The organism is Cognataquiflexum rubidum, assembly GCF_022538115.1.
GTDB lineage: Bacteria > Bacteroidota > Bacteroidia > Cytophagales > Cyclobacteriaceae > Cognataquiflexum > Cognataquiflexum rubidum.
In genome coordinates this window covers 14,723-28,310 of sequence record NZ_JAKZAL010000018.1, presented here as the reverse complement: position 1 = coordinate 28,310, position 13,588 = coordinate 14,723, and the positions used below count along the sequence as shown (strand labels likewise).

At 37.8% G+C, this 13,588-nt stretch carries 12 protein-coding genes and 1 pseudogene; 8 read left to right on the top strand and 5 right to left on the bottom strand.

The genetic code is table 11. The features are described 5' to 3' along the window. Nucleotides 1-46 precede the first annotated feature (46 nt). From MMU05_RS17390 to MMU05_RS17380, 3 genes are all read left to right on the top strand, one after another. Nucleotides 47-658, top strand: coding sequence for a hypothetical protein (locus MMU05_RS17390; protein WP_241142950.1), 612 nt, complete (start codon nucleotides 47-49; stop codon nucleotides 656-658). Between the two features lie 142 nt (nucleotides 659-800). Further along, the gene (locus MMU05_RS17385; RefSeq protein WP_241142949.1) at nucleotides 801-1,295 is read left to right on the top strand and encodes a hypothetical protein; all 495 of its coding nucleotides are present in this window, start codon (nucleotides 801-803) and stop codon (nucleotides 1,293-1,295) included. 57 nt (nucleotides 1,296-1,352) lie between these two features. Beyond that, the gene (locus MMU05_RS17380) at nucleotides 1,353-1,589 is read left to right on the top strand and encodes a hypothetical protein (RefSeq protein ID WP_241142948.1); all 237 of its coding nucleotides are present in this window, start codon (nucleotides 1,353-1,355) and stop codon (nucleotides 1,587-1,589) included. Here MMU05_RS17380 and MMU05_RS17375 read toward each other — a convergent pair. Next, complete coding sequence (locus MMU05_RS17375; protein ID WP_241142992.1) at nucleotides 1,579-2,190, bottom strand: hypothetical protein; 612 nt, start codon at nucleotides 2,188-2,190, stop codon at nucleotides 1,579-1,581. The two genes, MMU05_RS17380 and MMU05_RS17375, sit on opposite strands and share 11 nt — an antisense overlap. Between MMU05_RS17375 and MMU05_RS17370 the strand changes: the two genes are divergently transcribed. Next, nucleotides 2,092-2,304 carry a hypothetical protein gene (locus tag MMU05_RS17370; RefSeq protein ID WP_241142994.1) on the top strand — a complete coding sequence of 71 codons (213 nt, stop codon included), beginning with the start codon at nucleotides 2,092-2,094 and terminating at the stop codon, nucleotides 2,302-2,304. The genes MMU05_RS17375 and MMU05_RS17370 overlap by 99 nt on opposite strands. A gap of 312 nt (nucleotides 2,305-2,616) precedes the next feature. On the opposite strand, the pseudogene tnpA reads toward MMU05_RS17370, so the two are convergent. The 4 genes and pseudogenes from tnpA to MMU05_RS17350 form a co-directional block, all read right to left on the bottom strand. Further along, a pseudogene (gene tnpA, locus MMU05_RS17365) lies at nucleotides 2,617-3,079 on the bottom strand (IS200/IS605 family transposase). 906 nt (nucleotides 3,080-3,985) lie between these two features. Continuing rightward, nucleotides 3,986-4,426, bottom strand: coding sequence for a nuclear transport factor 2 family protein (locus MMU05_RS17360; RefSeq protein ID WP_241142947.1), 441 nt, complete (start codon nucleotides 4,424-4,426; stop codon nucleotides 3,986-3,988). 43 nt (nucleotides 4,427-4,469) lie between these two features. Further along, nucleotides 4,470-5,000, bottom strand: a complete 531-nt coding sequence (locus MMU05_RS17355; RefSeq protein ID WP_241142946.1) for a nuclear transport factor 2 family protein — start codon at nucleotides 4,998-5,000, stop codon at nucleotides 4,470-4,472. A gap of 184 nt (nucleotides 5,001-5,184) precedes the next feature. Further along, nucleotides 5,185-6,360 (bottom strand): DmpA family aminopeptidase, encoded by a 1,176-nt coding sequence (locus tag MMU05_RS17350; RefSeq protein ID WP_241142945.1) that lies wholly within the window; start codon nucleotides 6,358-6,360, stop codon nucleotides 5,185-5,187. 642 nt (nucleotides 6,361-7,002) lie between these two features. Here MMU05_RS17350 and MMU05_RS17345 point away from each other — a divergent pair. Genes MMU05_RS17345 through MMU05_RS17330 form a run of 4 tightly spaced genes read left to right on the top strand, consistent with a single transcriptional unit; the run spans nucleotide 7,003 to nucleotide 13,548 of the window. Continuing rightward, entirely contained in the window at nucleotides 7,003-9,579 is a 2,577-nt protein-coding gene (locus MMU05_RS17345) for a glycosyltransferase (protein ID WP_241142944.1), read from the top strand. A 48-nt stretch (nucleotides 9,580-9,627) separates the two neighbouring features. Further along, the gene (locus MMU05_RS17340; RefSeq protein ID WP_241142943.1) at nucleotides 9,628-10,815 is read left to right on the top strand and encodes a hypothetical protein; all 1,188 of its coding nucleotides are present in this window, start codon (nucleotides 9,628-9,630) and stop codon (nucleotides 10,813-10,815) included. Nucleotides 10,816-10,843: 28 nt separating this feature from the next. Further along, nucleotides 10,844-12,619 carry an ABC transporter ATP-binding protein gene (locus MMU05_RS17335; protein WP_241142942.1) on the top strand — a complete coding sequence of 592 codons (1,776 nt, stop codon included), beginning with the start codon at nucleotides 10,844-10,846 and terminating at the stop codon, nucleotides 12,617-12,619. 38 nt (nucleotides 12,620-12,657) lie between these two features. Next, nucleotides 12,658-13,548: a polysaccharide pyruvyl transferase family protein gene (locus MMU05_RS17330; RefSeq protein WP_241142941.1), complete on the top strand. Its 891-nt coding sequence runs from the start codon at nucleotides 12,658-12,660 to the stop codon at nucleotides 13,546-13,548. Nucleotides 13,549-13,588: the final 40 nt, after the last annotated feature.

Sequence of the window (13,588 nt, the reverse complement as noted above, 5' to 3'; positions counted from 1 at the left end):
AATATTTACTATTAATAAATCTTTAATCAATTTAAACTATCATATTATGAAATCTATGAAACAAATTATTGGAAAATCAGTATTAGGTGCTGCTTTTATAACAGCATTTTTTGTTACATCCTCTTGCAACCAGTTTAGTGATGCCTACGACAGTAATGAATTAGTCGATAAAGAAACTTTGATATTGTCACCGGACAGTAATGAATTAATCGATATTGCAGCAAGAAAGGGCAATAAAGTTACCCGACCGGTTCGCATTACTTTGGAAGGTATCGACAATGCAGACGGTCCAGGGGGTACCTTCACTGGATTAATGACGCATCTGGGAAAAATAACCGGTGTAGTTGCTCCAGGCGAAGTTTATGCAGAGGTAGTAGGCGGATTTAAATTTAGGACTATAGCGGGGGGAAAAGATATTATCTATGCCGCGAACGGGGACGAGGTTTGGAGTACCAGTGACCTAACCTTTATTTTTACCTCAGAGACCACTGCCGTCTATAACGGATTAATTACTTTCATAGGAGGTACTGGCCGATTTGAAGGCGCTTCCGGTTTTATGGAGATAGAAAATGGTGCTTTGGAATTCGTTGGTCAAAGACCAGATGGAAGTCCAATAGGCGCAATTTCTCATGTAGGCAATGGAAAAATAACGTATTAATCCATTTTGGCATTGCAGTAATAACGAACCCGGTCATAAAAGACCGGGTTTTTTATGCGGTAAAAGCTCTAATATATTTCGACCCATGGAATCATCTAATTGATTTGTTTTTATTTAATTACCGATACAAATCCCATCTTACATGAGTGATTTATTGGATCAAACAGGTGAAGTATTCAAAGTAAACCCATCAACTGGCGAAAAAACACTTTTCATAAAAATTCAATCAGGACTTGACAACCTGGCCTTTGACTCAAATGGCAGTCTATTTATTTCCAATAATGATTTTGGTACAATAGCAGAAATTCTTCCCAATGGACAGCCCCGCACTATCAGTCGTGGGGGAATGACCTCCCCAATGGGATTAGCGGTATTACTTGGGGAAAATAAAAAAGATGCATTATATGTTCCGGGAGTTTATCGCCTGCATCAATTGGATGGCCTTACCAGCAAAGAAACCAATGTATTTAAAGGTGATTTACTCAACGGTGCCGGTAATCTGACAACGCCATTTACACTTTCGGCAGATGGGGAAAATCTGATCGTATCTTCCTGGTTTGGTGTAGTCGGCCAAACCGGTGATATCTATGTTTCGGGTGGCGGCAAAAATGTGATTTACCGCATCTCTAAAAATTGAGTTTCATTTTCCAAATAAAAACCATAATTCAACGATTCTCATTTTTTAACCATTTGTATGCGACCATCTCCCCCTTTTCTATCCGAAAAGGGGGAATTTTTTGTCAAATCCCATGTATGTACGCAATTATGGCAGTGGATTGTATATCCACTTGTTGACTTGCAATGCAATCAAAATCCCGATTACCACAAGGAAGATTTCCCCTACAGCATAGACCAGATATTGGGTGATCCGGTTTTGGAAGATGAGTTTTTGGCGGATTTTGCGGAAGAGTTTTTTCCTTTTATTTTTTAGGAAATAGCGCTAAGATTTTATTGGATTTTTCCCTTATTACATTTCGCTGTTGTTGCGCAGCTACGCCTAATTGGCGACTCCAATTCATCTTATTGTGAAGATGGTGTAATCCTTTAATCTGATCTTCAGGGCTGATTTTGATACCAAGCGTTTGAAAAAATGCACTGGGATCGTCATCCATATCCAAATAGCCGCGGGAACTATAATCCTCAAGGTTAATCTGGTCAATTATTTTTTCAAACATGATGATGGTGAAATCTTGCTGGGCAATAAGATCAGCTAGGGCAGCCCTTTGTTCATCTGTAAGAAATTGAATGTTGCCGGAGGATTTCATATCCTCAAAAGAATGTCGGTTGGGGAGGTATCTAAATCTAACCAAAGATGTCCGAAGAGCGCTGTCTACAAGGGCTTCAACGGGTTGACCCCCTTGGTTAAAAAACCCGAAATAGCGATCTATATTTTCCAGATTTTCTTTCCCCAACCGATCTGCCAGTTGATCAAGATGTTTAAGGTCAGATTCAATATCACCCTTGATTCTTATGATGTACTCGTTACGTCTGATATTATCAAGCCTTCTCTGGTTGGCATTGTTGACTTGCAGGGCAATCAAAATCCCGATTACAACAAGAAAGATTTCGCCAATGGCGTAGGCGAGATATCTTGTTATCCGGTTTTGCTGAAGGAGTTTTTGGCGGATTTTTCGGAAGAATTTTAGCATTTTCTTTTTGGTATTTTGTCTCTGTAGGGAATTGACTTTTTTTATGGCTGAGATTATATCCCGTACCTAAAGCCACGGTATTTCATATCTTCATATTATTCTACCCATATTTTGTCCCTAAAGGGACTGAAATTAAGTTCTATTCATGCAAATTTCTATCTGTACTTTGTCCCTATCTCGCCGACAGGTAGGCTTAAAGGGACTTGTATTGAAATTTACATTTCTTGTTGATAGTCCCTTTAGGGACTTCATATTGGTAGAAAAATTATCGATGATGGGAATTTCTGTGCCTTTAGGTACAGTATATTTTCATTCAATTGGCTTGAAAATATACCGTGGATCATATTCAATTTCATGAATCTTCAAAAGCTCCTCGTATTCTTCAAGAAAAGATCTTTTTGAATGATGTATTTCCTGTTCCTGAATATACTTCATTACCCTTGGTACCTGATTTTTTGAATAAGAGAAAGCTCCATAACCGGATTGCCAAGAAAACTTTCCTTTAACAAAACCCTTTGTATTTATCCATTTGGATGAATCTTCCTTTACCATTTGCTTCAAATCTGCCAATGCCTGTGTAGGCCTAAGGCCAATCAGTAAATGAACATGATCCGGCATCCCGTTGATTTGAAAAAACCTTATGATCATAATTTTGAACCACTCCGGTGATGTATTTATAGAGCTCATCTTTCCAACTGCTTTGGATTAGAGAAATCCGATTTTGAACTGCAAATACAGCCTGAATATGAATTTGTGTATAGGTATTTGCCATGGTTATAAAATATATCCCGTACCTAAAGGCACGGATGGGTTTTGTCTAATCGTTTGTTCTACCCATATCAAGTCCCTAACGGGACTCATTATCAACGCTTTCAAAAATTGGATTTCCCCAATGGCATATTTAAGGTAATTCCCAATCTTGTTTTCCTGGAGTAATATTTGGCGGATTTTTCGAAAAAGATTTATCATAGGAATCGGAGATTAAATGCCTTGTGAGAACCCTGAAATTCAGAATGTCCCGTAGGGACAAAATATCGGTAGAAAGCAGATGTGTAATCAGAAATAGCGTGCCGTAGGTACTCAATATGGTTTTTACATAATTTGGTTTTTCCTACATATCCCGTACCTAAAGGCACGGTTGTGTCTTGGCTAATCGTTTGTTCTACCCATATCAAGTCCCTAACGGGACTCATTATCAACGCTTTCAAAAATTGGATTTCCCCAATGGCATATTTAAGGTAATTCCCAATCTTGTTTTCCTGGAGTAATATTTGGCGGATTTTTCGAAAAAGATTTATCATAGGAATCGGAGATTAAATGCCTTGTGAGAACCCTGAAATTCAGAATGTCCCGTAGGGACAAAATATCGGTAGAAAGCAGATGTGTAATCAGAAATAGCGTGCCGTAGGTACTCAATATGGTTTTTACATAATTTGGTTTTTCCTACATATCCCGTACCTAAAGGCACGGTTGTGTCTTGGCTAATCGTTTGTTCTACCCATATCAAGTCCCTAACGGGACTCATTATCAACGTTTTCAAAAATTGGATTTCCCCAATGGCACATTTAAGGTAATTCCCAATCTTGTTTTCCTGGAGTAATATTTGGCGGATTTTTCGAAAGAATTTGAGCATATTTTAATCAGTAAATTTGGCAAGGTGATCAACTGTAATATTTTTTTATGGATTCAGCTTTAAATCCTGTGCTGCTACTATCTGCCACTTTTTATCTCTGTATATCCAGGTATCAGTCCAGATATTGGTAGTGCTAGTAGAGTCCTCTATTTTTGTCCAAGTCTCGTTTCCCTGGGCCACAGCGGCCATTCCATAAAATCTTATGGTAACATTGAAAACCTTAGGCTTATAGAATTGATTGGCTTTAATTTTTGACTCACGAATCAATGTCTGCTTGTCATAAAGATCTCCCCTCAGACTTACTCCCACAAAATCGTCTGCCATAATCCTATCAATCACTGCAGAGTCACCCGCATTAATAGCCTCTGCCCATTCTTCAGCTGATTTTAGGATATACTCCTGAGAAGAAACATAATCGACACGCTCAGCACAGGAAAACAGAGTTATACACGCTAGAATGATTAGTGATTTCAATTTTGTCTTCATAGATTCTTCGATGTGTGGTTGGGGACAATTTTCCAATGTAAGGTTAATCCTCTTGGACCACGGGATTTTTCACCGCAGCCATGCCTCCAAGAATCAGCCACTTGCCATCCACTTTTTTCCAGGTATGGGTAAACTTATAGGTCTCCTTTCTGACTACTTTATTGTCTTTGTCCGTCCAAAAATAATCTGTGTCGTAAAATACCATCACCACATCCTCAATGGCATTTGATGCCTTTTTGTGAAGGGTATAGCTGTATTTCAGATCGGGGTCTTTATGCAAATCAGGTATCCAACTGGCAATTTTGCTTGCATCAGACACTCCATCCCCAAAACCCGGATAGCCGATAAAGTCATCGTGCCAGAGTGTCTTATAGGTCACGGTGTCAATATTCTGAACATATTCCCAATAGAGTTCTTCCATATGCCAGGCTTCATCTTCCAGTTCTGTTTTGCTGAGGGAGATTACTGGTGTTTCAGGCACAGAAGAATCCTTATTGTCTGGGCTGCAGCTTGAAATAAGGAGTGAAACAAGTAGCGCAGTCAAAGGGAGAGAGAAGAATTTTTGGTTTTTCATAGTAGGGGATTTAAGTGTCAATACTTTTAAATGCATTTAAGTGGTTGTTTTTTTTCCATTCCAGGCTGTCCTGCTTCTCCTGAAGCAGGAACCTAAGATTTTCAGGTTGTCCTGCTTCTCCAGAAGCAGGAACCTAAGATTTTCCCATAAGCTGCTTCGGGAAAAGAAGCATAACCATCCCCTATTATTCCTTCAGCCGATTGTATTTTTTGAGCACTTCTACCAGTAATCCATGAGGCAATGCATAAGACTTGTTTCCATTGATTCCTTCCATGGTTTCAGCCGCGATCATGGCATTGATGATGGCTTCTTCGACTGCCTGAACTGTCGCTTCCAATAAAGGGTCGATCAGGTCATTGGGCAACATATCTACTTTTGTGGATTCATAACGCTCAAAAGCGTCAGGATTGGCGGTGGAAAATGCGATAAAAATATCGCCCGATCCATTTGTTCCTATTCCTCCGGTATTGCCGATTCCGATGGGAACCCGATTTGCAATCCGCTTCAACTGATGGGGAAGCAAAGGTGCGTCGGTCGCCACCACCACAATGATGGAACCGTCTCCTTCTTGGCGATAGGACTGTGGCGGCAATTTCAATTCATTGTTCAAAGTGTCCATCAACTCCCTTCCTACCGGAACTCCGGCAATGGTCAAAGAGGATTTCCTTCCAAAATTAGCCTGAACCAAAGCCCCAACTGTATAAGAAGAACCTTTGATCTTGACTATTCTAGAGGATGTCCCTGTCCCTCCTTTGAAACCCAAACACATCATTCCGGTGCCTCCACCTACATTTCCTTCTCCGATTTTGCCAGTTGATGCGTTTTCAATCGCTTCTAGCACATGTTCTTCCTTGACATGAAAACCATAGATATCATTCAAAAAACCATCGTAAGTTTCCGCTACCACAGGATATGTGTACCACCATTCTTCTCCTTTGTACCAATCTGTATCCACGTACCATTTCAATACCGCATCCCGGACCACACCTACGCTGTTGGTATTGGTAATCATGATCGGGGTTTCCAGGAAGCCGGATTCGGTCAGCCAAGTGGTTCCTGTCATTTCCCCGTTTCCATTCAAGCTGTACCAATTGGCAAATACAGGGCTGAATTTATTTGCTTTTCCTCGCGGGAATATGGCGGTGACTCCGGTTCTGACAGGACCCTTACCCACGATATTTTTACCGCTTCCTGAGATGATGGTGCTGTATCCCACTTCCACACCTTTGACATCGGTGATGGCATTGAATTGACCTGTTGTGCCAGTAAATGGTACACCTAAATCTCTTGCCCTGGGTTTTTGGGCATAGACGACAGTTAGGTTGAGGATAAGTAGGCTGAAAACAATTGACCTCTTCATAGTTTTTTTTAAATGATCTAAAAGCTTAACCATTCAATATACTCATTTTCAAATTCTTTCTATCTGTATTTCCGGTGAACAATGGGGAAGCTTATCCATTACACAGGATTTCAGTAATTATCCCCTAAGCCTTCAATTCAAATGGCGCGAAGCGAAACACAAACCCCGCGACAAAAACAAGAGAGACAGTGGTATACTGTATCATGCCGGGGGACTTGAAAAAATAGAGGACATACCCTGTGAGAAAATATTTGGCTTTATTTCGTTAATAGAAAGGCTTAATTTTATAAAATTATTTTAAGTTTTCGATAAATCATAACAATTACAAGATTTTTTATAAATATTAAACAACGTAGAATTTATTTTTCATTTATTTTCAATTTATTTTCAATTTATTTTTTGTTATCGTATTTAAATTTTGTTCATTTAAATACCCAAAAACGAATTTCGTATAAAATATTTTATTTATTGCCTTTTAAACCTAACTTTTAAAGTAAACCATATATTAATATGGCTTCATACTCTAAACCCATTTAACTGAATTAACAGGTGTTTATTTAATCCATCCTTGAGATTATATAACTACTATTATATTACAGATTATTATAAACATTTATTTTAGGGATTTTTAATTACTTTGTTATGGAAAATAAAATTGTTAGACTACAGATTGATGGTAAATTTTTCAAGGATGGGGATGAAAGATATTACGTCAAAGGAGTTACCTATGGCACATTTGAGCCAGATAAATCCGGAGATTTATTCCCTCCTTTAGAAACTGTTGAAAAGGATTTTAGGTTGATGGCCGAAAATGGGGTTAACACCGTGAGAACCTATACAGTACCCCCTTTGGCAGTTTTGGATGCTGCTTTAAAGTATAATCTTAAAATGATGGTTGGGATGCCGTGGGAACAGCATTTGACTTTTTTAGATACGGAAAAACAGGAGCGTGACATTGTAGAACGGGTCAGGCAAAATGTAATCCGCTGTTCGAATCACCCTGCTATATTCTGCTTCGCCATTGGAAATGAAATTCCTGCGCAGATTGTCAGATGGTATGGCGACAAAAAGATCACTTTGTTTTTGAAAAAACTTTACCAAACTGTCAAAGAGGTTGACCCGGACGCGTTGGTTACTTATGTGAATTATCCAACAACGGAATATCTAGACCTTTCATTTCTGGATTTCTTTTGTTTCAATGTATTTCTTGAAACAGAGGAAAAACTTACAAAATATTTGGCCCGATTACATAATCTGGCTGAGGATAAACCGCTGATGCTTTCAGAAATAGGGCTCGACAGCATGAGAAACGGCCTTGAAAAACAAGCCGAAACTCTAAATTGGCAGATTCGGAAAATTTTTGAGAAGGGATGTGCAGGTTGTTTTGTTTTTTCATGGACAGATGATTGGTGGAGGGGAGGACTGCCTATAGATGATTGGGATTTTGGGTTGGTTGATAGATCTCGAAATGCAAAGCCTGCTTTGTCTACTGTAAGTAAAGTATTTGCCGAATTACCTTACAAAGGACAGGAGGAATTACCATTTTTTTCAATTGTTGTTTGTTCCTACAATGGTTCTAGAACTATTCGAGACACCTTGGTAGGATTGTCTGAATTAGATTATCCAAAATATGAGGTCATAGTCGTAAATGATGGATCAAAAGATAATACTGCTGAAATCGCTGCCCAGTTTCATGTGCAATTAATAAGCACAGAAAATCGGGGATTAAGTAGTGCAAGAAATACCGGACTATTTGCTTCGAAAGGTGAAATCATTGCCTATATTGATGATGATGCTTACCCCGACCCCAATTGGCTTAATTATCTAGCATCATCCTACCTTGGTACCAATCATGCCGGAGTTGGAGGGCCTAACCTACCACCAAAGCATGCAGAATTAATCTCTCATTGTGTGGCAAATTCACCGGGTGGTCCATGTCATGTATTGCTAGATGATGAAATAGCAGAGCATATTCCCGGATGTAATATGACTTTCAAAAAATCTGTTTTGATAGAAATAGGTGGGTTTGATCCAGTTTTCAGGGCTGCAGGAGATGATGTAGATATTTGCTGGAGGATCCAGGAAAGAGGATATACGATCGGATTTCATCATTCGGCTTTTGTTTGGCATCATAGACGCAGTTCTCTAAAGACGTATTGGAAGCAGCAAGAGGGATATGGGAAAGCCGAAGCATTATTGGAAAAAAAATGGCCTGAAAAATACAATAGTTTAGGCCACTTAAGCTGGAGAGGTCACATTTATGGGAATGGCTTAACAAAACCAATCTACTCGAAAAAGAGAAAGATTTTTTACGGTAGCCAAGGATCAGCATTGTTTCAATCCGTTTACAATGATTCCTATAACTCATGGAGTAGCGTCTCTTTGATGCCGGAATGGTTTCTACTCATCTTGTTTTTTGGGATTGTTTCTGTTTTTGGATTTGAACTTCCCCTATTTGGAATTTCATTTCCGATTTTTTTATTTTTACTTGGATTGATTGTGGCCCAGTCTGCTATTTCTGCCGCAAAAGCGATAAAAAAAGATAAGTCAATCGCAAAAGATCAAAAATTGAAAGGGTTTTTGATTACAACCTATATGCACTTTATACAGCCAATATCGAGGCTTCGAGGACGATTAAAACATGGTTTGAATCCATCGAGGGGAAGTCTTTTAAACCTTAAGTATCTGAAGAGTTTTTCTTTGTTTCCACAGGTGATTAAGGTTTGGTCTGAAAACAAGTGGGCGGAATTATCAGAATGGCAATTGGATCTGAAAAGCGAGTTATTGAAAAGAAAAATGAAAGTTCAAAACGGAGGTGAATATGACCGTTGGGATTTGGATTATAAAATAGGTCCATTTATTTCTGCAAGGGCTTTGTTGACTGTTGAAGAACATGGGATGGGAAAACAATATTTCAAAATAAAACAGTGGTTGCGGATTTCTATTATTCCATTTCTTACGCTTTTGGGTCTTGTTTTGGTAACAATCTTATCATATAAATTTGATGCTTATCTGAGTTTAATGTTTTTCGGATCACTTTCAATCTTGTTTGTTTTAAAAATTATTGCTGATTCATGTTATATTTTAACATTGTTTAAAAAATCTGTGGAAGCATTGGCATTTAATCAAAATTGGGAAAAAGAACAGAGTAAGGAAACTGAAAATCCGGACGAAAAATTTGCAAATTTTAACATAGATAATATTCTTATTGAAAAATGATTTTATAATTAGCTGAGGGTAGGATAAAGAAATTTAAAATAATTTGAAATGGGGAAGCTAAAAATAATCGTCAGCGGATTTATTGGATTATATCCAACGGGAGGAGTAACCTGGGATTATATTCAATATGTTTTGGGGCTGAAAATGCTGGGGCATGATGTTTATTATATTGAAGATACTGGACAATATTCATTTTACAAATCCCATGGAAAAGAGTGGGATGATCCATCTGACACCATTCAGTATTTGGATGCGACAATGAGAGATTTCGGGTTTGAAAATAGGTGGGCATATCGTGATGTTGCTACAGGAAAATGCTTCGGAATGAGCCCCCAGGAAGTTAAAAAAGTATGTGAAACTGCAGATATTTTTATCAATGTTTCGGCTGCATCATTGATGAGAGATGAATATCTGTCCATTCCTGTTCGGGTTTTGATTGATTCAGATCCTATGTTTACTCAAGTTCAGGATTGGGACGATTCAAAAGTGGAAGAATCAAAATCGTCTTTCATCAAATATTATGGACTTAACTACACACACTTTTTTTCATTTGGTGAAAATATTGGACATCCAGATTGTAGGATTCCCACATACGGGTTTTTATGGCAGCCAACACGCCAGCCAGTATGTTTGAGATTTTGGGAGAAAAGTAAGATTGATGACTTTGATGTTACAAAGGCGGCTTTTACCACCATCATGAATTGGTCAACCAGAAAAAAAATGTGCTATCTGAATGAAGAATGGGGCCAAAAAGATATGGAATTTAATAAGTTTATTGATATTCCTTTGACCTTTAAAAACAATAAATTTGACATCATTGTGGCAGATAGTTCCAAAAAGATGGATCCAAAAGTTCTATTAAATAATGGATGGGGTTTGTTAGATCCTTTAGAAACAATTAATACTCCGGATCAATATAGAAATTTTATTTACGCATCATTAGGAGAATTCTCGGTAGCAAAAGAAACATATGTAAAATCAAAAAGCGGTTGGTTTTCTTGTAGGTCTGCTTGTTATTTAGCTGCCGGAAAGCCAGTAATAACACAAGATACCCAATGGTCAAAATATATAACCTCAGGCATGGGGCTCTTGGCATTTTCTGACCAAAGTACTGCACTTAATGCACTTGAGGAAGTTTATAATAATTACAATAAGCATTCTTATGCTGCACTTGAAATAGCGAAGGAATTCTTTGACAGTAACAAAGTTTTAACTGATTTGATCAATAGACTTTGAATTAAGTATCACATAGGAAACTTTTATTATGAGTTCATCAATTACCATCTTAAAGAGAACTTTTGCAGATGCGAAACCTTATTGGCCTTCTATAGGGTTAATTTTTGTTCTCAATTTTCTAGCCTCCCCTATTTCTTTATTGAAACCACTGGCTTTAAAAATACTCATAGATAATGGTTTTAGTGGCAATGCAGTCCCCTCCTACATTTCTTTCTTTTTCCCTGAAGATTTCGACTTTACCTTTTTAGCAGTAGTATGGATATCAGTCCTTTTGGTTATTTTAGTTGCAATTTTTGAAAATTTGTATAATCTGACCATTTGGATTGTGAATGCCCAAACTGGAGAAAAACTTGTGAGGAGTTTTAGAATGCGCCTTTTCTCCCATATTCAACGTTTATCTCTTGCCTATCACGATAAAAAAGGCTCCTCCGATAGCATATATAAAATCCAATATGATACCTCATCAATTCGCACTTTTATAATCGGTAATCTCTCACCATTACTTTCCTCATTTATAACCCTTGTTGGGATGATTACCATTATTTTTATTATTAATTGGCGTTTTGCCTTCATTGTGTGTTTTTTGATCCTACCGATATCCTTTTTGATCCGGTATTCATCGATAAGATTGAAAAAGGATTGGAAGAAAGTGATGGAATCTGAAAGCAATGCGATGGCAGTAGTACATGAGGTCCTTGGGTCTTTAAGGGTAGTCAAGGCTTTTGGCCAAGAAGAATGGGAGAGCAATAGGTTTATGGCCAAATCAGATATAGCGATGAAAGGTCAAATGTCAATTGCCTGGACTAGTGCGATATTTTATTTTTTGATTGGGATGACCTTTGCTTCTGTTACGGCGGGGTTTATTTATTGGGGGGCAATCTATGTTAACCAGGGTCAAATGACTCTAGGAGAACTGACCATGGTAATTTCGTATTTGGCACAGGTTTATGCGCCAATAGACAAAATCAGCAAAAGTCTAAACGGGGTTCAATCTTCTATCACAAGTATGGAACGTGTATATAATTTACTGGATGAGAAGGAGGAAGTAAAGGAAGCAATTAATCCTGTTGCAATTGTTAAAGCAAAGGGAATGTTGGAGTTTCAAAGGGTGATTTTTGCTTACAACGAAAGTGAAAATATCCTTGAAAATATATCTTTTAAAATTATGCCTGGAGATAGGGTAGGGATTATGGGTTCCACCGGAGCAGGAAAATCATCCCTGATTAATTTAATCACAAGATTTTATGATCCAGTGTCCGGAAATATTTTACTAGATAATTTAAATATTAAAGATTATAAGTTAGATGACTACCGAAATCAGTTCAGTCTTGTCCTTCAAGAACCTGTTTTGTTTTCTACCACCATTTCAGAAAATATTGCATACGGACGTAAAAATGCCACTGAAAAAGAAATTATTGAAGCTGCCAAATCCGCTAATGCACATGAATTTATCACCCGATGTTCCTCAGGATATGAAACATTGGTGGGGGAAAGAGGTATGCAACTTTCTGGCGGCGAAAGGCAAAGAATAGCGCTTGCCAGGGCCTTTATAAAAGATGCCCCTGTTTTGATACTAGACGAACCTACGAGTTCCCTAGATATAAAAACCGAATTACAAGTTATTGAAGCAATTGAAAGATTGATGAAAGGTCGTACTACTTTCATGATTACCCACAGACTTGATACGCTCAGTAACTGTAATATTATCATCCATTTAGAAAAAGGAAAACTATTGGAGGTTATTAAGGACAATCATGCCGATGCCTTAACAAAAAAGAAAATAAATTTTCTATCAACAACTTAAATGAAATTAAGGTCAATCATTTAAAACCTCAAAATAAGATGAGAATATTAGTAGCAGGATGGTTTTCTTGGGAAGACATGGGGACAACCGCAGGTGATTTAATAGCAAGGGATATCGTTTGTGATTGGCTTAGGGAATCAGGACTTGAATTTGAAATTGCCGTACATCAACGGTTTCCTTATGCAGATGCTGTGGACTGGACTCAAGCAGCAAGTGATCGCTATACAGATATTATCTTTGTCTGTGGGCCTTTTGGTAATGGGTATCCCGTTACAAATATGTTGAATCATTTTTCGAGTGCCCGACTGATAGGTGTGGATTTATCATTGTTGGACTCCCTCGAAAATTGGAACCCTTTTGTCCTACTCTATGAAAGAGACAGTTCAAGGGCCTCCAATCCTGATATTACTTTTTTGGCACCTCCCCCACAAATTCCTGTAATTGGTTTGATATTGGCCCATAAACAAAAAGAGTATGGAGTTAAGAGTAAACATGAATCGGTCAATAAGATGATAGAAAACTTATTGGATAGCCGACAATTGGCTATAGTTCCAATTGATACTGCAATTTTAGAAAATCAAGGTGGGTTAAGGACCGAAGGTGAAATTGAATCTTTGATATCGAAGATGGATGTTGTAATTACTACCCGATTGCACGGGACTGTTCTTGCACTAAAAAATGGAATTCCTGTTATCCCAATTGATCCTATTGCAGGTGGAGCTAAAATCTCCTTACAAGTAAAAACATTAAACTGGCCAATATTATTCAACCCAGATAATATAATGGATAAATCCTTGGAAGATGCTCTGGATTATTGTCTGACTTTTTCAGCAAAGCAAAAAGCAAAACAATGTGCTTTAGAAGCAGTTTCAAAGTTGGATTTAATAAAAGAAAAATTTTTAAAGGAAATTAAAGAATTAGAAAACTGAAACAATTCAAGATGTTAATCCATATTTTCATTGGCTGGGT